This window comes from Skermanella rosea (assembly GCF_016806835.2).
GTDB lineage: Bacteria > Pseudomonadota > Alphaproteobacteria > Azospirillales > Azospirillaceae > Skermanella > Skermanella rosea.
Genome location: NZ_CP086111.1, coordinates 4,635,043 through 4,660,327, shown reverse-complemented (window position 1 = coordinate 4,660,327; position 25,285 = coordinate 4,635,043). Strand labels below are relative to the sequence as shown.

Sequence of the window (25,285 nt, the reverse complement as noted above, 5' to 3'; positions counted from 1 at the left end):
CCGGACGGTTTACCGGTCGGCCTGCTTGTTGACGAGCGCCGTGATGGGGGCCAGCACGATGCCTTTCCCTTCCAGCGTCTTGATCCAGTCGCTGAGCCGGTCCAGCGTCACCGGGTACGGCTGGGCGATTCCGACCGCGGCGCCGTCCAGCCGGGCCGCCTCCTCCAGCAGGCGCAGGCGCGCCTCGATGGCGGGCCCGGAGGGAACCTCGTCGACCAGGGTGTCGGCGATGGCCCGGGGCAGGCCGATCCTGGTTGCCTCCCGCGCGGCGATGCTTCGGGCGCCGGCGCGGGCGTCCAGGAACATCAGTCCGCGCCGGTTGACCTCCGCCAGCATCGGGCGGACGCTGTCGGGGGCTCCCGTGAAGCGGTTCCCCGACAGGGACAGGACTCCGACATACCCGGAGACCCGCCCGAGCGATCCCAGCAGCCTCTGCTGGTTGCGGTCGCCGTCGAGCGAGACCAGCAGCGCTCCGGGGCCGGGATCGTTGCGCGGGAAGTCGGCCGGTTCGGCCGGCAGATCGAGCATCACCTCGTGCCCCAGCCGGCGCGCCTGGTCCACCCAGGTGCCGAGCTGGCCGGCGCCGCTCGCGAAGGCCAGGGTGACGGCCCCCGGCAACCCCTCGATCGCCCGGAGCGTCGCGCCGGACGAGATCCCCAGAGGGCCGATCACCAGGGCGATGCGCGGGCGCTTGTCGTCGTGGAAGAAGGGGCGCGCATAGGTCTGCCACGGCGTCCTGCCGTCGGACGCGATCCGGGGCAGCGGGCCGCGCGGGGAATCCTCGATCAGGCCGGCCGCCGGGGCCGGCACCATCGGGACCGGGTCGTAGGGCGAATTGACGGCGGCCGGCGCCGCCTTGGCCGGTTCGGCCTGGATCACGCCGCCGCTGTCCGGGGCCAGGACGGGGACTACGATGCGGGGGACCGCCGCCGCCAGCTCGCGTTCCGTCTCCTCGGCCCCGCCCACCAGCCAAGCCGCGGTCCCGCCGACCAGCAGGACGGGAAGCAGGACCGCGAGCGCCCCCGCGGCCCGCCGGCCGTTGCGCGACCTGGCCGTCGCCTTCGCCGCCAAGGCCACTGTCCGGATGCGCCGGGTGACCAGGTTGCGCTCGACGCCGGTGTCGATCTCGGTCGACAGCGTCCGCTCGCCGTCGACCACCGGCCCGGCCGCCTTCCGCCGCCGCGGCTTCAGCTTGGCGAAGGCCTGGGCGACGGCGCGGCGGATGGCGGCGACGTCGATGGCGACCTTGACCTTGGGGGCTTTCGCCTTCGGAGCCTGTTTGGCGGCGGTTGCCATCGGGGGTGCGCGGGCCTCAGTTCACGGCGCGGGTGTTGAACAGCGACACGCCGCGGATCAGGTCGAGTGCCCGGGCGAGCTGGTAGTCGAACTGGTCGTTGGCCGCCGCCGCCGCGTCGGCGTCCTCGCCCTGCGGCGTCCCCTGGGGCGCCCCCTGCGCGCCGGGACTGGGTGCCGGAGCGGCGGGAGCAGGGGTGCCGGGGGCCGGGGTGGGCGGAGCCGCCTGGGGAGCGGGCTGCCCCTGCTGGCCGCCGGTCACGGTGTCGTTCCGGAGCGCGCCGCGCAGGTCGGCCTCGCGGCGGCGCAGGCCCTGCTGGATCTCCTCGACCCGCGCGGGCTGGACCTCGATGTCCGGGCTGATGCCGAGCGCCTGGATCGAGCGGCCCGACGGCGTGTAGTAGCGCGCGGTGGTCAGGCGCATGGCGCCGTGGCCTGGCAGGGGGATGATGGTCTGGACCGAACCCTTGCCGAAGGACTGGGTGCCCAGCACGATCGCCCGGCGGTGGTCCTGCAGCGCCCCGGCGACGATCTCCGACGCGGAGGCCGAGCCGCCGTTGATCAGCACCACGATGGGCTTGCCCTTGGCGAGGTCGCCCGCCTTGGAGTTGTAGCGCTGGCCGTCCTCCGGCTTGCGGCCCCGGGTCGAGACGATCTCGCCCTTGTCCAGGAAGCTGTCGGACACCGAGATCGCCTGGTCGAGCAGCCCGCCCGGGTTGTTCCGCAGGTCGATCACGTAGCCGGTCAGCTTGTTGCCCAGGTCCTTCTCCAGGCGTTCGACCGCCCGCTCCAGGCCCATCTGGGTCTGCTCGTTGAAGGTGGTGATGCGGATATAGCCGACGTCCCCCTCCTCGCGATAGCGGACGGACTGGATCTTGATGGTGTCGCGGGTGATGCTGACGTCGAACGGCTCGGAGCCCTCGCCGCGCCGGATCGTCACCTTGATGTCGCTGCCCACGGGGCCGCGCATCTTCTCGACCGCGTCGGCCAGGCTCATGCCGGAGATCGCCTCGCCGTCCAGGTGGGTGATCAGGTCGCCGGGCTGGATGCCGGCGCGGAAGGCCGGCGTCTCGTCGATCGGCGAGACGACCTTGATCAGGCCGTTCTCCATCGTGACCTCGATGCCAAGACCGCCGAACTCGCCCCGGGTCTGGACCTGCATGTCCTGGAAGCTCTTGCGGTTCAGGTAGCTGGAATGCGGGTCCAGCGAGGTCAGCATGCCGTTGATGGCCGTTTCGATCAGTTGCTCGTCGGTGACCGGCTCGACATACTCGGACCGGACGCGCTCGAACACGTCGCCGAAGAGGTTGAGCTGCCTGTAGGTTTCCGAGGTGTTGGTCTCGGCGATCGCGCAAGCCGGCGCCAGGAATAATACGCCCGCTAGGGCGGCAGCACTGATCGTTTTCATCATCTAACCTTGTCCTTTCCCATCGGAAGCGGGGAGGCCGCGCTGCGGGTTGATGGGCTGACCGTTCCGTCGCAGCTCGAAGTAGAGATCGGGATCGCCGTCCGCCGGGCTACCCATCACGCCCAAGGGTTCGCCCGCCAGGACGCGCTGGCCGACCTTGGTGTCGATACGGCCCAGTCCTGCGATAAGACTATGGTATCCATTCGGATGTTCAACGATCAAGATGAGGCCGTAGCCCCGGAACGGCCCGGCGAACATGATCGACCCGGACGACGGCGCCACCACCTGGGCGCCCGGCCGGGCCGAGACCGTCAGCCCGCGGCTGGTCACGCCGAACTTGTCCGCCTCGCCGTAGCGGGTGGTGACCTGGCCCGCCACCGGCAGGCGCGACGCCCCGTCTCCTGAACCGCCGCCCGACCCGCCGTCCGGGCGATCGGGCGGGGTCGGCGGCGTGATGGAGGCGGCGATCTCGCGCTCCCGCTCCGCGGCGGCCGCCGCCGCGCGGGCGGCCTGCTCGCGCTCCGCCTTCTCCCGTTCGGCCTTGGCCCGGGCGAGGGCCTCGGCCTTGCGGCGCTGCTCCTCGCGGCGGCGCTGCTCGGCCTCGCGTTCCAGCCGCTCGATCAAGCCGCGCAGGTCCTGCGCCTCGTTGCCCAGCCGGGCCATCCGGTCCGCGACCTGCCGGCGTTCCGCCTCGGTCTGCTGCTGAAGCTCCTGCCGGCGCTCGACCAGCTTGGCGATCTCGTCCTGGCGGGCCGCCAGCGCCGTGCGGGCGTCCTGCGCCTGGGCGCGGCGGGTCGCCAGGTCCGCGCGCAGGTCGGCCAGCCGTTGCAGGGACAGGGCCAGGGCCTCCGCCCGTTCGCGCAGGATCGGTACCGCGGAGCGCAGCAGCAGCGCGCCGCGCAGGGTGTCGACCGGCGAATCCGGCCGGGCGATCATGGCTTCGGGCGGGATGCGCGACAGCCGCTGCAACCCGCCGAGCAGTTCGGCGATGCTGGCCCTGTCGGCGTCGAGCTTGCCGGCCTGGGCCGACTCTTCCGCCTCCAGGGCGCGGAGCGTCTCCTCCAGCCCGGTCAGCTCGGTTTCGAGTTTGGCGGCCTCATCGGCGGTCTGGACCAGCCGGGTGCGGAGACCTTCCAGTTCCCGCTCCAGCGCCTCGCCGGAACGGGCGAGCGCCGCGTCCCGCTGGCGGCCGGCCTCGATCTGGCGCTCGATCTCCGTCAGGGCGCGCTGGGACGCGCGGGGGTCGGCCTGGGCCCAGGCCGGTTTTCCGGAAAACCCGCCCGCGGCGCCGAGGAGGGCAGCCGCCGCCAATGCCGCCCTCCGCATGCGTTTACTCCGCCGCGCCGCTTGAGGCGCGGCCCGCCGCGCCGCTTGAGGCGCGGCCCGCCGCGCCGCTTGCGGCGTGGCGAATCAGCGACCGGCCGGTCATCTCGGCCGGCTGCGGCAGCTTCATCAGGTCGAGCATGGTCGGCGCGATGTCGGCCAGCTTGCCGTCGCCCAGGCCTACCGCGTCGGCCGGCCCGTTGACCAGCATCAGCGGCACTAGGTTGAGCGTGTGGGCGGTGTGCGGGCCGCCGGTCACCGGGTCGCGCATCATCTCGCAGTTGCCGTGGTCGGCGGTGACCAGCAGGGTTCCGCCCTGCGCCGCGACGGCGTCGACCAAGCGGCCCAGGCAGGCGTCCACCGCCTCGACCGCCTTGACCGCGGCCTCCAGGATGCCGGAATGGCCGACCATGTCGGGGTTGGCGAAGTTGATCACCAGCATGTCGAACTTGCCGGAACCGACCGCCTCGACCGCCTTGTCCGCCAGTTCGGGCGCCGACATCTCGGGCTGGAGGTCGTACGTCGCGACCTTGGGGGAGGGCACCATGATGCGCTCCTCGCCCGGATAGACCCTCTCCTCCCCGCCGTTGAAGAAGAAGGTCACGTGCGGGTACTTCTCGGTCTCGGCCATGCGGAGCTGGGTCAGCCCGGCGTCGGACACGACCTTGCCCAGCACGTTGGTCAGTTCCTTCGGCGGGAATATCGCGCTCAGGTGCTCGTTCAGCTCGGCCGAATACTCGACCATGCCGGCGGCGGCGGCGAACCGGATCGGGTTGCGCCGGTCGAAGCCCTTGAAGCCGGGGTCCAGCAGGGCGGTCAGGATCTCCCGCGCGCGGTCGGCGCGAAAATTGACCATCAGGACGCCGTCGCCGTCCTTCATGCCGGTATAGCCGTCGATCACCGTGGGCAGGACGAACTCGTCGCCGGTGTCCGCCGCATAGGCGGCGTCGATGGCGGCCAGCGGGTCCGGCGCCTCCAGGCCCTGGGCGGCGACCATCGCGTTGTAGGCCCGCTCCACGCGTTCCCAGCGCTTGTCGCGGTCCATGGCGTAGTAGCGGCCGTCGATGGTGCCGAAGCGGATGCCGGGCACGCCCTCGATCGACTTCAGGAACTCGCCGACCTGCTCGCGGGCGCTGCGCGGCGGCACGTCGCGGCCGTCCAGGAAGCCGTGGATCACGACCGGCACGCCGGCGGCGCTGAGCGCCTTGCACAGGGCGGTGAAGTGGGACTGGTGGCTGTGGACGCCGCCGGGGGACAGCAGGCCCATCAGGTGGCAGGAGCCGCCCGAGGCCTTCAGCGCGTCGATCAGGCCGTTCAGCGCGGGGTTGCGCTCCAGCTCGCCTTCGGCGATCGCCTTGTCGATCATCGGCAGGTCCTGGAACACGACCCGCCCGGCGCCGAGATTCATGTGGCCGACCTCGGAGTTGCCGATCTGGCCCCTGGGCAATCCGACATCCTCCTCCGACGCGTGGAGGAACGCGCGGGGACAGGACTGCCAAAGCCGGTCGAACACGGGAGTATGGGCCTGCGCCACGGCGTTGTCCGCCGGATCCTCGCGATAGCCCCAGCCATCGAGAACGCAAAGGACGACGGGGCGGGGGCGTTTGGTATCGGTCATGGCGGACATAGCACTATCCCAGTTTGGTAAAGGATCCGTTTCGGCAGCCGTGGAACAGGCCGGACCCAACGGACAGTTTATGCACGATGATAAGGGTGTCCCGCCAGAATCTGTTGCGCCCTGTACAATTGCTCCGCCAGCATGGCGCGCACCATCAGGTGGGGCCAGGTCATGGGACCCAGCGCCAGCATCAGGTCCGCCCGCTTCGCCACCGCCTCGCCGTGGCCGTCCGCCCCGCCGATCAGGAAGGCGACGTCGCCGACGCCCGTGTCCCGCCAGCCGCCCAGCTTTTCGGCGAAGCGCTCGCTCGACAGGGCCGCGCCGCGTTCATCAAGCGCCACGATCGTGGCGGCATTGGGGACGGCCGACAGCAGCAGGTCGGCTTCCAGGCGTTTCAGCTCGTCGGGCGGCACGCGCTTCTTCGACTCGACCTCCTTCAGGACGAGCGGCCAAGTCATCCGCCGGGCGTACTCCTCGTACAGGTCGCGCGCCGCCCCGGCCCGCGCCCGCCCGACGGCGGCGAGCCAGATCTTCATGGGACTACCTTTTCAGTGCCGTACCGTTCCGTTCCGTACCGGACCGATCCGTCCAAGCCGGCCGGTCAGGCGTACAGCATGTCCTGCCGAGCCGCCGGCGGCTCGATGCCCCACATCTTCTCGATGTTGTAGAAGCTGCGGACCTCGGGCCGGAACAGGTGGACGATGACGTCGCCGGCATCGATCAGGACCCAGTCCGCCTGCGGCAGGCCCTCGATCTCGACGGCGGCGGCCCCGGCAACCTTCAGCTTCTCGCGCAGATGCTCGGCCATGGCGCCGACCTGCCGCGTCGAGCGGCCCGATGCCACGACCATGTAGTCCGCGATGGTGGTTTTGCCGGCGAGGTCGATCACGACGATGTCCTCGGCCTTGTCGTCGTCCAGAGACTTGACGACCAGCTCGCTGAGCTGCCTGGGCAGGTCCATATGGGAGAGTTCCATATGGGGGAGCTGTTGCGAGTTCGACCCGTTTTCAGGGGTCTGTTGCATGAACGTAGCTATGGCTTTCACCTCTATTGAACCGGTTGACCGCCGGAAGCCGCCGCCGCTGCCTGCGCGCGACGCTTCCGGATTTCCGTCGCCGATGCCGGATGCAACGGGTTCTGGAAAAACACCCAGGCCGGCGGCTGCATTTCCGCGAGCCCCCGGGCCCGGGCCTGGCCGACCCGGCGACACCTGTAGCGTTGCGCGGCTTGGCCGTGCAACGCACTTAAAGAATATGGAGGACGACTGAAGACTGCAACGGGTGTCCCGTTAAAGATTCGCGTCCAGTTCTGCCAGCGCGGGATCTGGGTCAGGTTGTCGGCCCCCATCAGCCAGACGAACCGGGTCCGCGGGAAGTACCGGTGCAGTCTGGCCAGGGTCTCCGCCGTGAAACGGGTTTCCAGCGCGCACTCCACGTCGGTGACGACGATCCGCGGGTGCCGGGCGACCAGCCGGCCGCCGGCCAGCCGCTCTTCCAGCGACGCCATGTCGCGGGTCGATTTCAACGGGTTCTGCGGGCTGACCAGCCACCAGACATAGTCCAGGTCTAGCAGCTTGAGCGCCAGCAGGCTGATGTGGCGGTGCCCTTCGTGGGCCGGGTTGAACGACCCGCCGAGCAGCCCGACCCGCCGGCCGGCCCAGGTCCGGCCGCCGTAGAGAGTCACCCTCCTCACGCCGGGTCCCGGCTCCCCTCGGCCGGAATACCGGTCATGGACGGGTCTGCCCGGTGCCGCGGACCTGATACTTGTAGCTGGTCAGCTGCTCGGCGCCGACCGGGCCGCGGGCGTGGAGCTTGCCGGTGGAGATGCCGATCTCCGCCCCCATGCCGAACTCGCCGCCGTCGGCGAACTGGGTCGAGGCGTTCAGCAGCACGATGGCGCTGTCCACCTGGGTGAGGAACTTCTCGGCCGCCGCCGCGTCCTCGGTCACGATGCTGTCGGTATGGTGGGAGCCGTGCCGGTTGACATGTTCGATCGCGGCATCGACGCCGTCCACCACCCGGACCGAGATGATCGCGTCCAGATACTCCGTGTCCCAGTCGGCGACCGTCGCCGGGACCGCGCGGCCGTCGATCCTGCGGGTCGCCTCGTCGCCGCGCACCTCGCAGCCGGCGGCGATCAGGGCGTCCAGGACGGCGGGCAGGACGGTTCCGGAAACGGAACGGTCCACCAGCAGCGTCTCGGCGGCACCGCAGACGGAGGTGCGGCGCATCTTGGCGTTCAGCACGATATCGCGCGCCTTCGCCGGATCGGCGGCGGCGTCCACATAGACGTGGCAGATGCCGTCGAGATGCTTGATCACGGGGATCCGGCTCTCCGCCGCGACCCGCTGGATCAGCGACTTGCCGCCGCGCGGGATGATCACGTCGATGTCGTCCACCATGGTCAGCAGGATGCCGACGGCGGCGCGGTCGGTGGTCGGCACCAGCTGGACCGCGTCCTCGGGCAGGCCGGCGGCACGCAGGCCCTCCCGCATGCAGGCGATGATGGCGCGGGACGATTCGAAGCTGTCGGAGCCGCCGCGCAGGATGCAGGCGTTGCCCGATTTCAGGCACAGCCCGCCGGCGTCGGCGGTGACGTTGGGGCGGCTCTCGTAGACGATGCCGATGACGCCCAGCGGCACCCGGACGCGGGCGATCCTCAGCCCGTTGGGCCGGTCCCACTCCGCCATGACGGTGCCGATCGGGTCGGGCAGGGCGGCCACGTCCTCCAGACCCTTGGCGATGCCTTCCACCCGGGCCCCGTCCAGTTTCAGCCGGTCGATCAGGGAGGCGGCCATGTCGCGCGCCCTGGCGTTGGCGACATCGCGGGCGTTGGCCTCCAGGATCGCGGCGGACCGTTCCCGGATCGCGGCGGCGGCCGCGCGCAGCGCCGCATCCTTCCGCTCGGTCGGGGCCTGGGCAAGCACCGCCGCCGCGGCGCGCGCGGCGCGCCCCAACTGCTGCATTTCCCCCTGCAAGGGATCGACGGTGTGCTTGACGGCGGTCACGGCGGCTTACTCCCGGTCTCGGTTCTTTGGGGGCGGGACTTTAGGTGATTTTCCGGTCCCGGAGAAGGGCTGTCCAGTCGATCTCGTCCAGTTGCCCGACGATACGGTCGACCGCGTCGAATTCCAGCGTCCGGTGCTGCGGCCAGGCGATGGTGATCATGCCGGCCGCCTTGGCGGCGCGGGCACCGATCGGGCTGTCCTCCACCGCGACGCAGGCGTCCGGCGGCACGCCCAGGCGTTCGGCGGCGCGCAGGTACGGTTCCGGGTCGGGCTTGCCGCGGGTCACGTCGTCGCGCGACAGGGCGAAGCCCAGCGCCTCGGGCATGGCGATGACGGCCATGTTCGCCTCGACGACGCGCCGGGCGCTGTTCGACACGCAGGCCTGGGCGATGCCCGAGCCCGCGAGGTCGGCGACCTTCTCCAGCGCGCCGGGGCGCGGCGGCACGTCGGCCACATGGGTGACGTAGTGGTCGGAGCAGGCGGCGGCGAACTCCGGCAGGTCCAGCGGCAGCGGTTGGACGGCGTTCAGCAGGGCGTACACCTCCGCCATGGAGCGGCCCAGCAGGCGGTCGTAGTCTGCTTTCGCCAAGGTCTGGCCATGGCTCTCGCAGACCGCCACGAAGGACTTGAAGTGATGGGGCTCGCTGTCCAGCAACGTGCCGTCGATGTCCCAGAGGACGGCTCTTATCATTGGGGGTTCCGGATTGTGCGCGGGAAAGCGTGTCAGGAAAGGACCAGGTCGTCGCGGTGGATCATTTCCGTCCGGCCCTGGTAGCCCAGGATCTCGACGGTGTCCTGGCTGTGGTGGCCCATGATCAGGCGGGCGTCGTCGGCCGCGTAGGCGGTCAGCCCGCGCGCCAGCTCGCGCCCGTCCGCGGCCCGGACGACCACGGCGTCGCCGCGCTGGAAATCGCCGTCGACCGAGACCACGCCGGCCGGCAGCAGGCTGCTGCCGCGGGCGAGCGCGGCGGCGGCGCCGGCATCCACCACCAGCGTGCCGCGGGCGTTGAGGTGGCCGGCGATCCAGCGCTTGCGGGCGGTCCTTGGCTCGGCCCCGGGCAGGAACCAGGTGCAGGGGGCGCCGCCCCTGGCGACCGGCGCGTCCAGGGCGGACAGCGCGTTCATCCGCTTGCCCTTGGCGATCACCATGCGGCAGCCCGCCGCCAGCGCGATCCGGGCGGCGGCGATCTTGGTGACCATGCCGCCGGAGCTGTATCCGGGCGGCGGCTCGCCGGCCATGCCCTCGATCTCGGGCGTCAGTTCCCGGACCTCGGGGATCAGGGTGGCCGTGGGGTCGCGGCGCGGGTCGGCGGTGTAGAGCCCGTCGATGTCGGACAGCAGCACCAGCGTGTCGGCGCTGACCATCTGGGCGACGCGGGCGGCCAGCCGGTCGTTGTCGCCGAACCGGATCTCCGACGTGGCGACCGTGTCGTTCTCGTTGATCACCGGCACGGCGCCCAGCTTCAGAAGGGTGTCGATGGTGCTGCGGGCGTTGAGGTGGCGGCGCCGCTCCTCGGTGTCGTCCAGGGTCAGCAAGATCTGCGCGACGGTCACCTCGTGGCGGGCCAGCGTCTCCTGGTAGGCATGGGCCAGCCGGATCTGCCCGGTCGCCGCGGCAGCCTGCTTCTCCTCCAGCCGCAGGGGCCGGCCGATCAGGCCAAGATGCTCGCGCCCGACGGCAATGGCACCAGACGAGACGATGATGACTTCCTGGCCGCGCGCCCTGCACGCCGCGACGTCGTCGGCCATGGCGTCCAGCCAGTCGCGCCGGACCTTGCCGGTGGTCTCGTCCACCAGCAGGGCGGACCCGATCTTGACGATCAGCCGCCGCGCGTCGCGCAGGGTGGGGACGCTGCTGGCGGAGGTCTCTTCGGCGGCGGCGGCAGCCAGGTCAGTCGGCATGATCGTCTTCGTCGTCCAGGTCGTGGTCGTCTTCCCCGCGCGCCTCGCCGCCCAGCTCCCGGCCGGGCTCCGCCAGAGTGCGCTCGCCGTGGTGGAGCGGGACCGGATGGCGGCGGCCGGGGGCTGCCTCCTCGGCCTCCTCCTCGCGCGCGTCCTTGATCCGGCGGAGCAGTTCGAACAGGACGGGCTGCACGCCGATGCCGGTGGCGCCGGACAGCACCATGACCGGGGCTCCGGCGGCCTCCTCGAGGATCGCCTTCTTCTCCGCGATCTCCTCGTCGTCGAGGCTGTCGCACTTGTTGAGGCCGACGATCTCCTGCTTCTCGGCGAGGCCGTGACCATAGGCCTCCAGCTCGCTGCGGATCACCGCGTAGGCTTCCGCCACGTCCTCCTGGGTGCCGTCGATCAGGTGGAGCAGCACGCGGGTGCGCTCCACATGGCCGAGGAAGCGATCGCCCAGGCCGGAGCCCTCGTGGGCGCCCTCGATCAGGCCGGGGATGTCGGCCAGCACGAATTCCTCCTCGCCGACATAGACGACGCCGAGGTTGGGCTGGAGCGTGGTGAAGGGATAGTCGGCGATCTTGGGCCTGGCGCGCGACGAGGCGGCCAGGAAGGTCGACTTGCCGGCGTTGGGCAGCCCCACGAGGCCGGCGTCGGCGATCAGCTTCAGCCGCAGCCAGACCCAGCGCTCCTCGCCCGGCCAGCCGGGATGGCTCTGGCGCGGCGCGCGGTTGGTCGAGGACTTGTAGTGGGCGTTGCCGAACCCGCCGTCGCCGCCGCGCAGCAGCACGACGCGCTGCCCGACCTCGACCATGTCGGCCAGGACGGTCTCCTGGTCGTCGTCGAGCACCTGGGTCCCGACGGGGACGCGCAGCACGATGTCCTCGCCCTTGGCGCCGGACCGGTCGCGGCCCATGCCGTGGCCGCCGCGCGGCGCCTTGAAATGCTGCTGGTAGCGGTAGTCGATCAGGGTGTTGAGTCCTTCGACCGCCTCGATGACCACGTCGCCGCCCTTGCCGCCGTCGCCGCCGTCCGGCCCGCCGAACTCGATGAACTTCTCGCGCCGGAAGGCGACGATGCCGGGCCCGCCGTCACCGCTCTTCAGGTATACCTTGGCTTGGTCGAGGAATTTCATGGCTCTGGGTTCAACGCTCGGATGTCAACGAATGTCGGCGGAAGTGGTCGTCTGCGGCAGGTGGGGAGCGGAGGCCGGCGAGGGTAGGGGGAGCCCAAACGAAAATCGGGGGGACGGCTGAACCGACCCCCCGATTATCCAGTTCCTGACCTCAGGATGCTGGGGCGCCGTTATTCGGCGGCCGCCGGCACTTCCTCGGCCTTCGCGCCGGCCTGGAGGTTCTCGTTCACCGAGACGAAGGTCCGGCCGGCGATCGACTTGCGGAAGCTGACCTGCCCCTCGACCAGGGCGAACAGGGTATGGTCCTTGCCGACGCCGACGTTGGCACCGGGGTGGAACTGGGTGCCGCGCTGGCGCACGATGATGTTGCCGGCGAGGACGCTTTCCCCGCCGTACTTCTTCACGCCGAGACGACGGCCGGCGCTGTCGCGACCGTTGCGGGAGCTGCCGCCTGCCTTTTTATGTGCCATTGCTCTGAACTCCTATGGGCCAGGATCGTACCGATCGGGGGTGTCGAGCGCGAGGTTACGCGCTGATCCCGGTGATGCGCAGCACGGTCAGGTCCTGACGGTGCCCGTTCTTGCGCCGGTAGTTCTGGCGACGCTTCTTCTTGAAGACGATGATCTTCGGACCACGATCCTGGGCGATGACTTCGGCGGTGACCGCAGCCCCTGCGACCAGGGGGGTGCCGACCGTCGTGCTGCCGGCATCGCTGACCATCAGGACTTCGTCGAAGTTGATGGAAGCGCCAGCCTCGCCGGCCAGTTTCTCGACCTTGATCACGTCGCCGTTGGCGACTTTGTACTGCTTGCCGCCGGTGCGGATCACTGCGAACATGTTTGCCACTGCCGTATCTGAATACAAACTACGGGCACGACAAACCTCGTCCGAGATTTGAGCCCGCTGGTAAGGAGCGGCGAATATACTCATCGGCGGCGGAGAGTCAACAGGGGGATTGCGGATTCCGGAGCGGGCGGCACCGGCGAACGCGGCGTCGGGCGGTCTGGTCGTTCGTAAGGAACCCGAGCGTCCGGACCCCATCCGGTCGGAGCTGCATAATCTGCTATGCGTCAGGGTTCAAGGGAACGGCGGGATCGTGATGCCCTCGCCCGGAAGATGGGGTATGATGCTATCGCTGATGTCGGAAGACCGAGCTGCCGCTGACCTCGCCGTGACGTTGGGTCACCAGAGGCCGTCTGATCTCCACATGAGGAGCCCGGCGCAGGAATTTGATGACGTCGTCGTGATCAGGTTCATCGATGAGAGCTGGAAAGCCTTGGTGTTGGTGAAGTATGGCGTCGAACACATCAGGCGCCCATCCCGCCGGGACGGTTTGTCGGAAAACCACGAGGGGTAGAGTGGCCGACGGACCTGCGCCGCGACGCGAAAATCCGCGTTGAACTCGTCAGGATCCGGATGCAAAAGTTGGCCTTGCGGACGCCGGCTACATACGCTAGTTTCCGCGCCGCTTCGCCACCGCGCGGTGGGCGAGGCTGATGCGTCGGACGGGTGGTCGAGTGGTTGAAGGCACCGCACTCGAAATGCGGCGTACCTGCAAGGGTACCGTGGGTTCGAATCCCACCCCGTCCGCCACTATTTTAGAATTAGACGTGCCCTCCTGCGCGTCGCTTCCTGAAGAACTCCGAGTTATTAAAAGCTTTAGCGTACAGGAACGGAACCGGCAATTTGGCTGGCTAGGCGGTTCTGAGGCATTTTCTCTATCTACGGGCTGGTTTTCTCCGCCAAAATTCTACCGACGTCGAAGTTGGTACAGGAGTTACTTTCCCGCAGAACAATGGTTGGCTTATCGCTAGGTTTCGATTGCCGAACGTTGGGCGGAGAGGGTCGGGGTGAATCCGTGATCCAATCTGGCCGCCCTCCGACCGTGCTTATAAAGGTGTGGTGTAGACGGCGGGACTCGAGCCCGCATGACAGTGGTGAGGAATTCGAATTCACGTGAGTCTACCAATTCCACGACACCCGCCCATTGCGTGAGATTCGCAACTCGCACATTCTAGGAGGGTGTTTCAATTAGGCCCCAGCGGTTTTCCTCCGGGCGCTCATCTGGTCGAGTCGGTTGTTCAGCTCGATCAGAAAAAGGTCTATCTTCTTGCGTTGTTCTAACAGGTGCATTCTCTTGCACAGTGCCAATTCCATCTGCTCGGTCAACGGCGCATCCAAGTCGTCGCAAATAACTTTGAAAATCGAATTCGCCTGATCGACGATTTTGGCGGAGAGTTCGGCGAGCTCTCCAATGAGTTCGTCACGCCGCCGCTTTCGCTCAGCAGCCTCCTGCGCGGTCATGAGATCTGCGACGAGATCCATACCCAAGCCGGCGAGTTGGGCGGCGATCGGCCCCAAGACGGCCGCCAGTTCGCTCCACCTGACGTACTTGCTGGCCTCTTCCATCCTTTCCGTGGTTCTGAACAGCTTTTTGATGGCGGCAGTCAATGCATCCCCTTCTAAGCCTTCCAGCTTCTGCAGCCTATCGGATGCGGTCTTCACCGACATGCCTATGCTGGCGCCAACGTAGGCATGGAAGGACTCCTTCAGCACTGGACCAAACCCGAACACGCAGCTGCGGAGTTTGTTGAGGCCGTCCTTCTGCCACATGGATGGTGAGGTGCCTATGCGGCCATCTGATACATCGCCGATCGCTGATAGATCGATCTCAAGAGGATGCTCGTGCAACTCCAATTCGAACTCCTGCGCAAGACCCGTGAGTTCCGCCACACTGAATGCCGACCACTGGTCGATGCCCTGTTTCATCGCCTTTTCGAGACGATCGATGGCCTTTCCGGTGTCCTCGGATCCAATACGGGTTATGGAAAGCAGTGCTTCCTCGACACGACGCTGAAGATCCTTCTCCGCTTGCGCTATCAAGACCGACAGCCGTTTGCGAAACAGGCGGTAACGTTCCTCCTCACGGACGAAGCGCTCAGCTTGAAGATCCATCGCCGACCTATGCTCAGCGAGTTCACCAGCGAGTTCCTTTGCGACCGCAGCAACGAACCGCAGTCCGGCCCACGCTCTCAACCTTAGGAAATCGCCACCCAGCCGGCCCAGCGCTGTCTGCAATGCATCGATGCCATCCCATTCCCTGCCAGGATCGTAGAGCCCCAGCTCGGGATCCGGCAGGTTGCCAACACTCTGATAGGGGTCGGCGGCGACGCAGAGAGGGCCGACGAGACCGCCCTCGATACCCGCCTTGCGCAGCATCGCTTCGAACTCGGCCGTCTTGGTTGCGACGATGCTGCGGTATCCTTCAGGACTATCGGGCGGGTCCACACCGGCCTCGTCCATCCGGCCGATGACCGCGATGGTCGCGCCGACGACCGCCTCGTGGGGAAGTTTACAATGGAAGAAGTCTCCTTTGAGGAAGCCCAGGATTTCCGCCTGTCCGGATGTCACCAGTTGAGGCGGCATTACCCATAAGTATGCGTCCGCAAGCTGCAGGGCCTTGCGGCTGATGTCGTCATGCCTATCGTTGCCCCCTTTCAGGCCCGGCGAGTCGACGAAGATCAGGTTGCCTGCCTCGATCTCCAACGCCTCGAAGGTTTCGCGGCGCGCGCTGACCGTGAGCCAGGACGGCACTGGGACACCTGCTTCCACCAGCAGACGCTTGAGCAGGCTGCTCTTGCCAGCGTCGTAAACGCCAAAAATGATGACCCGCAGTACGTCAGTGGCAGCGAATGCGTTCCATCGGTTTAGATGCTCTAACACCGCTTCCCTTGTGGCCGGGAATGTCGCCAAGTGAGCCCAGAGCGATTCTGTGATGTGCGAAGTTTCAGACATGTGACCGTCCCCGCTTTTGAAGCCGCTCGAGTGCTTGTGCTGTCAGTGCCCTATAGGTTTCGATCCACTCTTCCTCGCAGGAGATCTCGTCAGCCAGCGCGTCGTAGGCTTCGGTCAGTTCGCGCGCATGCCGCTCAAATATTGCCAACGCGTCCCCAAGCTGGGGCAGCAGGCCTGGCTGATCCTCGTCTCCAAAGGCTGCGGTGTGTACGACCCTGTGCGATGATGCTCGCAAGAAGTCAGTTAACTCGTGCCGGTGCCGTTCGCGTTCCGCCTGCCGCTTTTCGTCCACGAACACGAATGCAATGTCAACCACGACTCCGATAACGGCGATCACCGCACCGGCCTTGGCGAGGCTCCGAGCCAATTTGACTGCTCCCCAGGGCTTGAACTTCACGCCCAGCGCCTTGCCGATGCTGTAAACAACATCCCGGGTCGCACCGCCTAAGGACCGTCCGATCTTATCAATTACTTCAAGTGCCGGTCCCTTACCTTGCGCATCATCAAGAATCCTGTCATAGCGCTCTACAGGCATTCGAAGTGATTGCCGGAATTCGACCGATTCCATACGTCGCGAGAGCGCCTCGATGCTTTGTACGTACCACGATTCCAACGCTTCGGCGCACCGCATTTGCCATTGTGTCATCTCGACCTGCAACGCTGGGTCGGTCCACCACTGCGAAAGCGCCTCGGCCTTGATCCGCAGGCGCACAGGGTCGCGTTCGCCGAGGACCTCATCCTTTCGAGCAGATACATAGTCTTCGACGAGGCATTGCAGGTCATGGAAGAACCGTTCGCCGAGTTGTTGTCCGTTCCCGATCGTTTCACGTACGGCCTCGATGACGCGTTTGATCTCCCGAAGCGCTTGCGTTCCCATCACGACCCTGATCAGCCGGTCGCCCTTCAGCCTCGTCAGCCGCGCGACGCCGCCTTCCAGTACTGACCGCGCCACACCAGACGCCAAGAGCGAAGGACGAGCCCGGTTCAGGGCCGCGTTGAAGTGGTCGAACCCATCCCAAGCGCGATGGGCATCGAAGGCCGACGCGTCCACGTCGACATTGTTGCCGACAAGACCATAGGGATCACTGGCCATAAAGACGATGCGATCTTCGTCGGCCTCAATCCCACGAGACTTCAGAGCCTGCACCAACTCCAGCCGCTTGCGCTCCGTCAGTTGCGCGTACACCGTTGGCGACCATTCAGGATCGACGCCTAGCTCATCGGCTCGGTTTACGATGAAGCACACTCGATCGCGTTTGGCCAGCAGACCACGCTCAGCATCCCCCAGCAGCACCGCTCGTAGCGCTTGATCGTCGCCCAGGACCAGATTGGGCTGGAAAAGGAAAATCACGGCGGATGCGTCCGGAAAGGCGTTCGAGGCTATCTCCGCATGCGCCGCGTCACCGCTTTGGAAGCCTGGGGCGTCAACCAGCACCAGACCATTGCAGTCGTATTCGAGCAACGCAGCGGTCGTTGGTCTGGCCGCGACTTCCAGTGACGCTGGCGCTGGCAGCCCGGCTTCGATGAGAAGGCGCTTAATGAAGCTGGATTTGCCTGAGTTATAGTCGCCCACAAGATGGATCCGCGGCCGCCCGTCTTCGCCGATGGTCTTCAACTCGGACAGTGTATTCTGCGCCAACGGGTCATCCCTACACCGCTCAGCCATCTCATGCAGCCAAGTGTCGGCATCCTGGCCATTGATGCCGCAATCAGCGCGCTCGAAGATGCGACCCATTCTGGCAAACAGGCTGTCGAAGAGCTTGGAATTGTAGCAATCTGTCCGCCCCGACCCTATGGAGGCCTTCTGTTGGCTGAGCCCACGCGGATCCTCGATCCAGTCCTCGCCCAGCCAATACAGCGCCGAAGCGTTGGCCATGCCCGGAAACGCCGCTTGCTCTTGACGACGCGCAACTTCCCAAAGCAACGCCTGAGGGTAAACCCTAATCGGAAGTTCGTCGATCTGCTGGGCTAGGCGAGTTGTCAACTCACCGCAAATTTCCGCAATGCGCCGCAGTTCTAACGCCTGCCGAACCGGCCCAAGCAGCAGTTTGGCGCTGGCCGATACTGCCGTTTGCCGCACCTGTGCCATCAGATCTTCAGTGACCCTGTCGTAGGTCGCGTGAACTGTCTTCCGGATACTGGCCATAGCAGTACGGCGTGCCGCAAGGCGGTTCGACTCCGCCTCCTTGCGAGCGGAGTCTCCTAACAGGCCGAATAGGGTCGCGCCTGCACTGCCGAGAAGTGCAACAAGGGCAGCGGGGCCAGCTGCCCAGCCCAGCGGATTCCAGAAATTGGCGATCGCGAATCCACCTAAGGCGCCGAAAGCGCCGGCTAGAATGCCGCCGGTCTTTAGAGCCCAGGCGCTGTGTTTCCATCCATCCCCACTGGCCCCGGCGATGGCGTTGGCACGGATCTGGAGGTTTAGCGCAAAGCGGGTGTCCGTCTCAGCGAGGGCGGCCCTGTCGCGGAGATAGGCAAAACCTTCCGCAAGGGCAGTCTCAGCAATCCGTCGCATGGTCAGCTCATCGAAGCAGGCGAGCCGAACACTCTCGCCGTCAATCTCTTTGCCGCACTCGAACGCATCGAAAATACACATTTCCGCGTTTCTCAGGGACGTCAGTCGCAACGGAGTGATCCCAGCCTCGATCAGGCTCCGTGTCAGCCGTGTGTACTCGCCCTCGGCCGGTGCCTGGAACGCACCACGGCGGTGCTGCTCAAGCTCGTCAAGCAAATCGTGTCCATCGACGACAAGGGCGGCACGGCACTCCGCATCGTCCTTGCGCGGATAGCCGACCAGCCGCAGCAGCGGCGCAAGCATCTCTTTTTCAAGGGTCTCCGCACCGAGCCGGGAGTTGCTGCCGAGCTTGTCGAACTGGCAGTGCAGGTCTTGGAACACACTACGAAGCTGGTCATTCAGCGCGCCAAGCCGAAAGGCGACGGCGTGCTCGCCGACGGCCTGCACCAGCAATTGCTCCAGGCGGCGATAGTTGGACCAAGCCTCAAGGGTTTCGCAACCGTAGACGTCCCTCTGTTTCGTCAAGCCCTCCAGGTCCGGTCCCTCGAACGGCGAGGCGGCACGGGCAGCGACCGCACGCTTGGAGTTGACCGCGATGAGTGGCACGTTTCCCAATCCCAGGCGGCCCAGTTCGTCTCGGATGTTGCCCGCATGCTCTGCAATCGCCCGCGATAGGTTTGCGCGGGCTGTACCGCTCGGCACCCGGTCAGGCACCCGCCACACGGGATTGCGTTGGTTGAGCACAGCGATGAGGGGTTTACGGTAATGAATTACCCAGGCTGCAAGCTTGGCGAACTCCTCAATCTGTTGGCTCTGGGTATCGAAGCAGACCAATACGACGTCTGCTACCTCGACCGCTTCGCGCGCACGTGCCTCCAGCTTATCGCGACTTTGCCCTCGTCCCCACCCGTTGATGCCGGGGGTGTCATAGATCAGACATGAATTCCATGGGAGCGGCTTGACGTCGGTCGTCCAGTCACTCTCCCCATGCGATACCGCCTTGCCATCGGTGCGCGCCATGGCCGTGATCATGGAGCTCTTCCCTGCACCCGTGCGGCCAAATAGAACAGTGTTGAACGTCTTCAGCGCTGAGCGCTGCCGCTGTAGCAGATCTTCGCTATTGTGTCGCAACTGATCCAGGAACTCTGTGAGCTGCCGTGCCGAATCGCTTTCTTTTCCACCGATCTGGTTCATCAGCGTTTTATCGGCGACGGCCCGCATCCCGGCCAAGAATACGTCCAGGCGGCCGGCCAGCCGCTCAATTTCTGCCTGGCTCCGAGCCACGGCTTCGCTGGTTGCCAGAGCTAGCTCATCGGTTGCGATGCAGGTTGTATACGTTTGGGGTCCGGTCGCCGACTGCGCCTGAAGTTGGCTCAAGTCAGGATAATTTTGGATAATCTCCTGAGTTACATGGACCACCATATCTACTCGCCAAAACGAAGCCTGCACGTTGAGGCTGAGGGTACACGAGCATCATACGATCTGTCGCGCGGGCACATGCGTCTTCGCTCGGCCGAAGTGGATAGCAGTTTGCTACTGTGCTCATCTCAAGGACGACGCCCTTGTCAATGCTACACTGAATTGAACCGCGCCGGGTTTATCGGAGGCCCCTTGCATTGGGCCGAGCCGCTGCAGTGATGTCATCGATTTGGGCGCGTGACGCGCTCCAGCTTCGATCGGCGGAAGCCCCCCCCGATTCGTTCGTGCAGGCGAGGGTCGATGAGCCCGTCCACTCACTTCAGAGTGGCGGAATTGACGGACTCCGCCTGGCGTCCGGGAGCGGGATTCCGGATCGCGCAATCCTTCGTACCTAAAAACCCGTTGACCGTTGCACGCTTAGCGCGCACCAACTGCCCCGTCAGGCACTCAGGTGCTTCCCTATGCTGGGACCGCCGCAAGGGGCCACGCGGACCTGCGGATCGGCAGATGGACAAGCGCGCTGAAGGCGCCGATGCCGATGCCGATCCACCACAAGCCATCGTAGCTGCCATAGGAGTCGTAGAGCCGGCCGCCGAGCCAGACGCCCATGGCAGCTACGATGCCGTAGAGCGTGCCCCTTTAGCGCAACCCGTAGAAATGGACGACCAAGCCCGAGGTGAGCGGCACGGTGGCTAGCCACGGGCTGCCCATCACGGCCGAGAACACGAGCAGCGTGGTGGGCGTCCTTCGGCGTCAAGATGAACCAAGCCGAGGCCAGGGTGCGGCCCGTTTAGATCCCGGCCAACAGGTATTTCTTGGTGAGGCACTTCCCGGCCGAGCCAGCCGCCAGCGTGCCCGCGATGTTACCGAGTTCGATGTTCGGCATCGCGACGGCGCCGAGCGCGCCGGTCCCCGGGGCGAGACCCTGTTCAATTGCGGAACCGTGCGGCTTGACATGCACTGGATAACGTAGAAGCGCGGTAAAACCCCTCAATGCCCGAACTCCCCCCGCGCCATCGCGAGGTGGTGCGCTTGGTGGTGGCTGCCCCGGGCCATGATGCCGATGAAGCCGAGTGCGCGGATTTTCGCGGCCTGACCGGGGGCGGCGGCGGTCGCCGTCAGCGCGACGCCGGTCGGCGTCGGGTCCGCCCGTACCGTCCAGCCGTCCATGCCGTCGATCTCGCGGGCGTGGGCGGGGACCATGCGGCGGATCGCTTCCAGGGTGCGGCCCTCGCCGGAAACCTCGAAGCGCGCTCCGCCCTCCACCGGCGTCGCCACGGCAGTCGCGTTGAGCGTGACCTCGTTCATGTCGATCAGGTGCCGGCGCAAGGCCTCGATGTCCACCTTGGACCAGTCGGTGGCCGGATCGGCGTTGAGGATTTGGACGATCTCCTGGATCGCGCCGAAGGCGTCCTGCCCCGGCATTGCCGGAGCCGTGCCCGCCGGCGGCGCGGCCGGGGAGCCATGGTGGCCTTGGTGATGGCTGCCATGGCCCATCGGGGGCGCGGTCGGCGGCGCGGTCTGGGCCGACGCTCCGCCGGTGGCGAGGATGGAAGCAACGACCATCGCGGCGGTTCTGGCGGCGGTGCGGATCGGCATGACGTCCTCCCGGGAGTTTCCGTCCCACAATAGCGTGACGCCGTCCGGCCGCCTATGTTCCTGATCGTGCGGGAGGCTCTCCCGGCGCCACGGAACATTCGCAAGCCTGGGTACGACCGACATGAAGCTTTTCCTGGACCTCGACGGCGTGCTGGCCGATTTCGACCGCGGGGTCGAGGCCGTGACCGGCCGGCGGCCCGACCAGCTGCCGCTGAAGCGCATGTGGCAGGCGCTCGCCAAGGCGCCGGACTTCTACGGCACGCTGGAGATGATGCACGACGCCCAGGTCCTGTGGGAGTTCTGCAAGCCCCACGGGCCGACCATCCTGACCGGCCTGCCCCTGGGCGACTGGGCACCGGAGCAGAAACGCCGCTGGGTCGCGGCCATGCTGGGCGCCGACGTTCCGGTCATCACCTGCATGACGCGCGACAAGGCGCGCCATGCCGGTCCGGGGCATGTGCTGGTGGACGACCGCGCCGGCACCCGTGCCCCGTGGGAAGCGGCCGGCGGCGTCTTCATCCTTCACACCGGCGCCGCCAGCTCGATCGCCGACCTGAAGCGGCTGGGTTTCTGAAACCGGTTCCCGGACGGCCGGCTGACCTCACGCGATGGGGGCCGGCGGCTCCGCGTCGTCGGTGACGGCCCAGAGTTCGCCCTTCTCCAGGTTGAACCACCAGGCGTGGAGCTGAAGCTCGCCGGACTCGACGCGGTCGCGCACCCAGGGAAAAGTCATCAGGTTGGCCAGCGAGACCTTGAGGGCAGCCTGTTCCACCAGCCGTGCCCCGTCCGGGCCGGCCAGGGTCTCGGCATCGGCGCAGTGGCAGGCCTCCTCCGCGATGGAGACCCAGGGCGCTATGAACTCGCGGTCGGACCGTTCGCCAAGCGCCGAGTTGCGGAGCGCCGCCATGCCGCCGCAGCGGGAATGGCCCAGCACCACGATATGCGAGACCTTCAGGTCGCGGACGGCGAACTCCAGCGCCGCGCTGGTGCCGTGGTGCCGGCCGTCGGGCTCGTAGGGCGGGACCAGGTTGGCGACGTTGCGCACCACGAACAGCTCGCCCGGCTGGGCGTTGAGCAGCAGGGCCGGATCGACCCGCGAGTCCGAGCAGGCGATCATCAGCACCTCGGGCGCTTGGCCGCGGCTGACAAGCTGCTCGAACAGTTCGGGGCGGTGCTCGAAATTCGAGACACGGAACGCCCTGAACCCGGCGATAAGCCGATCGATGGAAGACATGGTGGCTCTCTCCACGAAAGTTCAAGCAGTGGTCCCGACGCGCGCTGCCGGAAACCCGCGGCCCGGCAGGGTCTGACCCGAAGCAAGCCGCGCGCCGGTTCCGGCGAGCAGGAAATGCCTCGTCTCCTATGTATCTGGCAAGCTGAATTTCCGCGCCGATCCGCGCCCCGTTGTCGCAAACGCGCGCATTCCGCCGCACCGGCGCCGCGGCAAGCTCCCCCGGCTCCGCGTGCCGTTCGCCTGTATGCAGTTCCGCACGCCCATCGCGCCGGAGCGGGAGTAATTCCGCCGAACGCTGTTGTAGAGGGTGAAACCTCGCGGCGGATCGATGCCGCGGTGCAAACAACCCGAAGACAGGGAGCGCTGGGGATGAAGCACTACGCAAGGATCGGATTGCTGTTCACGGGTGTGCTCTTGTCATCCGCCGCTTTCGCGCCAGCCAGCTTCGCCCAGACTTCCTCCGACGGCTCGCGGTCGCTCAGCTACACCCAGCCGCTGTCGCCCCAGGGGCAAAAGGAGATCCAGCGCCGCCTGAAGGAGCTGGGCGCCTATACGGGCGCGGTGGACGGCATCTGGGGCCGCGACAGCCAGGAGGCCCTGGAGGACTTCCAGCGCAGCCGCGGGCTCCAGGTGACCGACGGCCTCAACCAGGCGACGCTCGCGACCATGGGCATACGGCCGACCGACCTGCTGGGGCTCGACGCCGATGCCGGCACGGCGGCGCTCCCGGCGGAGGTCCAGGGCAAGGCGCTCTCCACCGACGCGGTCCGCACCATCCAGGGCCGGCTGAAGCAGCTCGGCCTCTATGCCGGGGAGACCGACGGCATCTGGGGCGAGAGCACGCAGGCCGCGCTGGAGCGGTTCCAGCGCGACCGCGGGCTGCAGGTGACGGGCACGGTCACGCCCAACACGCTGACGACCATGGGCCTGGACTCCCAGGTCGTGCTGGCCGGGGTCGACTGACCCCCGCCCGGATGCCCGGTTCCGGCCTCGGCCTCGGCCTGAGCCTCAGCCCCGGCCGACGAACGGCATCTTGGTCGCCATCACGGTCATGAACAGCACGTTGGCCTCCAGCGGCAGGCTGGCCATGTGGACCACGGCGTTCGCGACGTGCCGCGGGTCCATCCGCGGCTCGGGCGCGAACGAGCCGTCGGCCTGCTGCACGCCTTCCTTCATCCGCTCGGTCATGTCGGTCGCGGCATTGCCGATGTCGATCTGGCCGCAGGCGATGTCGTATTTCCGGCCGTCCAGCGAGGTGGACTTGGTCAGGCCGGTGATCGCGTGCTTGGTCGCGGTATAGGGCGCCGAGTTGGGCCGGGGCGTCGTGGCCGAGATCGAGCCGTTGTTGATGATCCTGCCGCCGCGGGGCTGCTGGTCCTTCATCAGCCGGAAGGCGCCCTGGGTGCACAGGAACGCGCCGGTCAGGTTGGCGTCCACCACCTTCTTCCACTGGTCGAAGGTCAGTTCCTCCAGCGGGATCGCCGGGGCGCCGCTGCCGGCATTGTTGAAAAGCAGGTCGAGTCGGCCGAACTCCTCCTTCGTCTTCGCGAAAAGCGCCTCGACCGAGGCCGGGTCGCCGATGTCGGTCGGCACCACCAGCGTGCGCCCGCCGAACCGGGCGCCTTGCGCCGCGGTCTCCTCCAGCGGTTCCCGGCGGCGGCCGGCCAGGACGACGGAGTACCCCGCCTCCAGCAACGCAAGGGCCACGGCCCTGCCGACTCCCGTCCCGGCGCCGGTGATCAGCGCGACCTTCTCCGTGGAAGCCATGTTCTTTTCCCCCCTCATGCTTCGGGCTTCATGATGCCCCTTCATCAAGCATGCCACGGGAGGGATGGCAACCTTGACAGCAGCGGCAGCCGGAGCTAGGGAGTCGCCGAAACCGGATCCGGGCCCCTCTGGTAGGTGGGTCGCCACCTATGATGTCGGATCCCTTCCTCTGCTCTTGCGCCGACGGGCGTGACCGCATCTGGAGGGGCCGATGGAAACATCACCCTTGATTTGGATAGGCTTCAATGCCTTCATCCTCGTACTGCTTGCACTCGACCTCGGCGTCTTCAACCGCCGCCCCCATCAGATCACCGTCCGCGAGGCGCTGATCGCCAGCTCCTGCTACATCTCCCTCGCCTTCGCCTTCAACGGCGGCATCTACTGGTTCATGGGGATGGAGAAGGGGCTGGAATTCACGACCGGCTACCTGATCGAGTGGAGCCTGTCGGTCGACAACATCTTCGTCATGGCGATGATCTTCGGCCATTTCGCCGTGCCGCCCCAATACCAGCACCGCGTCCTGTTCTGGGGCATCCTGGGCGCGCTGGTCATGCGCGCGGCCCTGATCTTCGCCGGCACCGCGCTGATCCACCAGTTCCACTGGACGATCTACCTGTTCGGCGCGTTCCTGCTGTTCACCGGCTTCAAGATGCTGTTCTCGTCGGACGAGGAAAAGAACCTCGAGGACAACCGCATCCTCCGCTTCGTCCGCGCCCGCGTCCGCATGACCGACAACTACGAGGGCACCGCCTTCTTCGTGCGGCGCAACGGGCTGCTGCTGGCGACCCCGATGCTGCTCGTGCTGGTGATGATCGAGGCGACCGACCTGATGTTTGCGCTCGACAGCGTGCCGGCGATCTTCGCGGTGACCGACGACCCGTTCATCGTCTACACCTCCAACGTCTTCGCGATCCTTGGCCTGCGGTCGCTGTATTTCGCGCTGGCCGGCATCATCCACCGGTTCAGTTACCTGAAATACGGGCTGTCGCTGGTGCTGGTGTTCATCGGCACGAAGATGATTCTGATCGACATCTGGAAGGTCCCGACCGCCCTGGCGCTCGGCGTCACCGCGACCCTGATCGGCGGCTCCGTCGTGCTGTCCCTGATCAAGACCCGGAACGAACCGGTGCCGGCGGAACTCGCCAACGTCGAGAACCAGGTCGGGGAGTACCAGGATCGGGCGGAAGCGGCGCGCCAGTCCTGACGGCGGCTTTTCGCCTCTTGATCGGTTGTGCGGGAGGGGGGCTTGGGCCTATGGTCGCCTTCACCC

Annotated in this window: 22 protein-coding genes and 1 tRNA gene; 4 read left to right on the top strand and 19 right to left on the bottom strand. The window is 66.8% G+C overall.

Going from position 1 to position 25,285, the window contains the following annotated elements; all coding sequences use genetic code 11:
• Positions 1-9: 9 nt before the first annotated feature.
• The 13 genes from JL101_RS21805 to rplU all read right to left on the bottom strand — a co-directional run bounded on the left by JL101_RS21805 (position 10) and on the right by rplU (position 12,523).
• Positions 10-1,296, bottom strand: coding sequence for a divergent polysaccharide deacetylase family protein (locus JL101_RS21805; RefSeq protein WP_203096365.1), 1,287 nt, complete (start codon positions 1,294-1,296; stop codon positions 10-12).
• A gap of 16 nt (positions 1,297-1,312) precedes the next feature.
• Positions 1,313-2,704 carry a S41 family peptidase gene (locus tag JL101_RS21800; RefSeq protein ID WP_203096366.1) on the bottom strand — a complete coding sequence of 464 codons (1,392 nt, stop codon included), beginning with the start codon at positions 2,702-2,704 and terminating at the stop codon, positions 1,313-1,315.
• A complete protein-coding gene (locus JL101_RS21795) occupies positions 2,705-4,027 on the bottom strand; it encodes a murein hydrolase activator EnvC family protein (RefSeq protein WP_203096367.1) in 1,323 nt (440 codons plus the stop codon).
• 4 nt (positions 4,028-4,031) lie between these two features.
• Positions 4,032-5,642 (bottom strand): 2,3-bisphosphoglycerate-independent phosphoglycerate mutase, encoded by a 1,611-nt coding sequence (gpmI, locus tag JL101_RS21790; protein ID WP_203096368.1) that lies wholly within the window; start codon positions 5,640-5,642, stop codon positions 4,032-4,034.
• Between the two features lie 77 nt (positions 5,643-5,719).
• A complete protein-coding gene (gene rlmH / locus JL101_RS21785; protein ID WP_201073624.1) occupies positions 5,720-6,178 on the bottom strand; it encodes a 23S rRNA (pseudouridine(1915)-N(3))-methyltransferase RlmH in 459 nt (152 codons plus the stop codon).
• 65 nt (positions 6,179-6,243) lie between these two features.
• Positions 6,244-6,603: a ribosome silencing factor gene (gene rsfS, locus JL101_RS21780; RefSeq protein ID WP_158046908.1), complete on the bottom strand. Its 360-nt coding sequence runs from the start codon at positions 6,601-6,603 to the stop codon at positions 6,244-6,246.
• Positions 6,604-6,689: 86 nt separating this feature from the next.
• Complete coding sequence (locus JL101_RS21775) at positions 6,690-7,334, bottom strand: nicotinate-nucleotide adenylyltransferase (RefSeq protein WP_203096374.1); 645 nt, start codon at positions 7,332-7,334, stop codon at positions 6,690-6,692.
• A gap of 34 nt (positions 7,335-7,368) precedes the next feature.
• The gene (locus JL101_RS21770) at positions 7,369-8,607 is read right to left on the bottom strand and encodes a glutamate-5-semialdehyde dehydrogenase (protein ID WP_203096605.1); all 1,239 of its coding nucleotides are present in this window, start codon (positions 8,605-8,607) and stop codon (positions 7,369-7,371) included.
• A gap of 82 nt (positions 8,608-8,689) precedes the next feature.
• Positions 8,690-9,340, bottom strand: coding sequence for an HAD family hydrolase (locus tag JL101_RS21765; protein ID WP_203096375.1), 651 nt, complete (start codon positions 9,338-9,340; stop codon positions 8,690-8,692).
• A gap of 32 nt (positions 9,341-9,372) precedes the next feature.
• Positions 9,373-10,551 carry a glutamate 5-kinase gene (gene proB, locus JL101_RS21760; RefSeq protein WP_203096376.1) on the bottom strand — a complete coding sequence of 393 codons (1,179 nt, stop codon included), beginning with the start codon at positions 10,549-10,551 and terminating at the stop codon, positions 9,373-9,375.
• A complete protein-coding gene (gene obgE, locus JL101_RS21755) occupies positions 10,541-11,686 on the bottom strand; it encodes a GTPase ObgE (protein WP_203096377.1) in 1,146 nt (381 codons plus the stop codon). Before obgE ends, proB begins: the two co-directional genes overlap by 11 nt.
• 170 nt (positions 11,687-11,856) lie before the next feature.
• Positions 11,857-12,156, bottom strand: coding sequence for a 50S ribosomal protein L27 (gene rpmA / locus JL101_RS21750; RefSeq protein WP_203096378.1), 300 nt, complete (start codon positions 12,154-12,156; stop codon positions 11,857-11,859).
• 55 nt (positions 12,157-12,211) lie between these two features.
• On the bottom strand, positions 12,212-12,523 hold the full coding sequence (gene rplU, locus JL101_RS21745) for a 50S ribosomal protein L21 (RefSeq protein ID WP_037457177.1): 312 nt from the start codon (positions 12,521-12,523) through the stop codon (positions 12,212-12,214).
• Between the two features lie 666 nt (positions 12,524-13,189).
• On the opposite strand from rplU, the gene JL101_RS21740 reads away from it, so the two are divergent.
• Positions 13,190-13,279: transfer RNA gene (locus tag JL101_RS21740), tRNA-Ser, on the top strand.
• A 438-nt stretch (positions 13,280-13,717) separates the two neighbouring features.
• Here JL101_RS21740 and JL101_RS21735 read toward each other — a convergent pair.
• The 4 genes from JL101_RS21735 to JL101_RS21720 all read right to left on the bottom strand — a co-directional run bounded on the left by JL101_RS21735 (position 13,718) and on the right by JL101_RS21720 (position 21,014).
• Positions 13,718-15,481, bottom strand: a complete 1,764-nt coding sequence (locus JL101_RS21735; RefSeq protein WP_203096379.1) for a GTPase — start codon at positions 15,479-15,481, stop codon at positions 13,718-13,720.
• A complete protein-coding gene (locus tag JL101_RS21730) occupies positions 15,474-19,418 on the bottom strand; it encodes a GTPase (RefSeq protein ID WP_203096380.1) in 3,945 nt (1,314 codons plus the stop codon). Before JL101_RS21730 ends, JL101_RS21735 begins: the two co-directional genes overlap by 8 nt.
• 787 nt (positions 19,419-20,205) lie before the next feature.
• On the bottom strand, positions 20,206-20,409 hold the full coding sequence (locus JL101_RS21725; RefSeq protein ID WP_203096381.1) for a hypothetical protein: 204 nt from the start codon (positions 20,407-20,409) through the stop codon (positions 20,206-20,208).
• The gene (locus tag JL101_RS21720) at positions 20,406-21,014 is read right to left on the bottom strand and encodes a hypothetical protein (RefSeq protein ID WP_203096382.1); all 609 of its coding nucleotides are present in this window, start codon (positions 21,012-21,014) and stop codon (positions 20,406-20,408) included. The genes JL101_RS21725 and JL101_RS21720 overlap by 4 nt, the downstream gene beginning before the upstream one ends.
• A 121-nt stretch (positions 21,015-21,135) precedes the next feature.
• Here JL101_RS21720 and JL101_RS21715 point away from each other — a divergent pair, with 121 nt between their 5' ends.
• On the top strand, positions 21,136-21,588 hold the full coding sequence (locus JL101_RS21715; protein WP_203096383.1) for an HAD family hydrolase: 453 nt from the start codon (positions 21,136-21,138) through the stop codon (positions 21,586-21,588).
• A 27-nt stretch (positions 21,589-21,615) separates the two neighbouring features.
• Here the strand turns inward: JL101_RS21715 and JL101_RS21710 are convergent, their stop codons facing one another.
• Positions 21,616-22,248 (bottom strand): carbonic anhydrase, encoded by a 633-nt coding sequence (locus JL101_RS21710; RefSeq protein ID WP_203096384.1) that lies wholly within the window; start codon positions 22,246-22,248, stop codon positions 21,616-21,618.
• A gap of 369 nt (positions 22,249-22,617) precedes the next feature.
• On the opposite strand from JL101_RS21710, the gene JL101_RS21705 reads away from it, so the two are divergent.
• Entirely contained in the window at positions 22,618-23,211 is a 594-nt protein-coding gene (locus tag JL101_RS21705) for a peptidoglycan-binding domain-containing protein (RefSeq protein WP_203096385.1), read from the top strand.
• 45 nt (positions 23,212-23,256) lie between these two features.
• Here the strand turns inward: JL101_RS21705 and JL101_RS21700 are convergent, their stop codons facing one another.
• Positions 23,257-24,015: an SDR family oxidoreductase gene (locus tag JL101_RS21700; protein WP_203096386.1), complete on the bottom strand. Its 759-nt coding sequence runs from the start codon at positions 24,013-24,015 to the stop codon at positions 23,257-23,259.
• A gap of 226 nt (positions 24,016-24,241) precedes the next feature.
• Between JL101_RS21700 and JL101_RS21695 the strand changes: the two genes are divergently transcribed.
• The gene (locus JL101_RS21695) at positions 24,242-25,219 is read left to right on the top strand and encodes a TerC family protein (RefSeq protein ID WP_323374678.1); all 978 of its coding nucleotides are present in this window, start codon (positions 24,242-24,244) and stop codon (positions 25,217-25,219) included.
• Positions 25,220-25,285: the final 66 nt, after the last annotated feature.

Excerpts from the sequence above, each read along its gene's own strand:
- JL101_RS21805 (WP_203096365.1), bottom strand. The coding sequence starts at position 1,296 with ATGGCAACCGCCGCCAAACAGGCTCCGAAGGCGAAAGCCCCCAAGGTC.
- JL101_RS21800 (WP_203096366.1), bottom strand. The coding sequence starts at position 2,704 with ATGATGAAAACGATCAGTGCTGCCGCCCTAGCGGGCGTATTATTCCTG.
- JL101_RS21795 (WP_203096367.1), bottom strand. The coding sequence starts at position 4,027 with ATGCGGAGGGCGGCATTGGCGGCGGCTGCCCTCCTCGGCGCCGCGGGC.
- gpmI (WP_203096368.1), bottom strand. The coding sequence starts at position 5,642 with ATGACCGATACCAAACGCCCCCGCCCCGTCGTCCTTTGCGTTCTCGAT.
- rlmH (WP_201073624.1), bottom strand. The coding sequence starts at position 6,178 with ATGAAGATCTGGCTCGCCGCCGTCGGGCGGGCGCGGGCCGGGGCGGCG.
- rsfS (WP_158046908.1), bottom strand. The coding sequence starts at position 6,603 with ATGGACCTGCCCAGGCAGCTCAGCGAGCTGGTCGTCAAGTCTCTGGAC.
- JL101_RS21770 (WP_203096605.1), bottom strand. The coding sequence starts at position 8,607 with ATGCAGCAGTTGGGGCGCGCCGCGCGCGCCGCGGCGGCGGTGCTTGCC.
- JL101_RS21765 (WP_203096375.1), bottom strand. The coding sequence starts at position 9,340 with ATGATAAGAGCCGTCCTCTGGGACATCGACGGCACGTTGCTGGACAGC.
- proB (WP_203096376.1), bottom strand. The coding sequence starts at position 10,551 with ATGCCGACTGACCTGGCTGCCGCCGCCGCCGAAGAGACCTCCGCCAGC.
- obgE (WP_203096377.1), bottom strand. The coding sequence starts at position 11,686 with ATGAAATTCCTCGACCAAGCCAAGGTATACCTGAAGAGCGGTGACGGC.
- rpmA (WP_203096378.1), bottom strand. The coding sequence starts at position 12,156 with ATGGCACATAAAAAGGCAGGCGGCAGCTCCCGCAACGGTCGCGACAGC.
- rplU (WP_037457177.1), bottom strand. The coding sequence starts at position 12,523 with ATGTTCGCAGTGATCCGCACCGGCGGCAAGCAGTACAAAGTCGCCAAC.
- JL101_RS21735 (WP_203096379.1), bottom strand. The coding sequence starts at position 15,481 with ATGTCTGAAACTTCGCACATCACAGAATCGCTCTGGGCTCACTTGGCG.
- JL101_RS21730 (WP_203096380.1), bottom strand. The coding sequence starts at position 19,418 with ATGGTGGTCCATGTAACTCAGGAGATTATCCAAAATTATCCTGACTTG.
- JL101_RS21720 (WP_203096382.1), bottom strand. The coding sequence starts at position 21,014 with ATGCCGATCCGCACCGCCGCCAGAACCGCCGCGATGGTCGTTGCTTCC.
- JL101_RS21715 (WP_203096383.1), top strand. The coding sequence starts at position 21,136 with ATGAAGCTTTTCCTGGACCTCGACGGCGTGCTGGCCGATTTCGACCGC.
- JL101_RS21710 (WP_203096384.1), bottom strand. The coding sequence starts at position 22,248 with ATGTCTTCCATCGATCGGCTTATCGCCGGGTTCAGGGCGTTCCGTGTC.
- JL101_RS21705 (WP_203096385.1), top strand. The coding sequence starts at position 22,618 with ATGAAGCACTACGCAAGGATCGGATTGCTGTTCACGGGTGTGCTCTTG.
- JL101_RS21700 (WP_203096386.1), bottom strand. The coding sequence starts at position 24,015 with ATGGCTTCCACGGAGAAGGTCGCGCTGATCACCGGCGCCGGGACGGGA.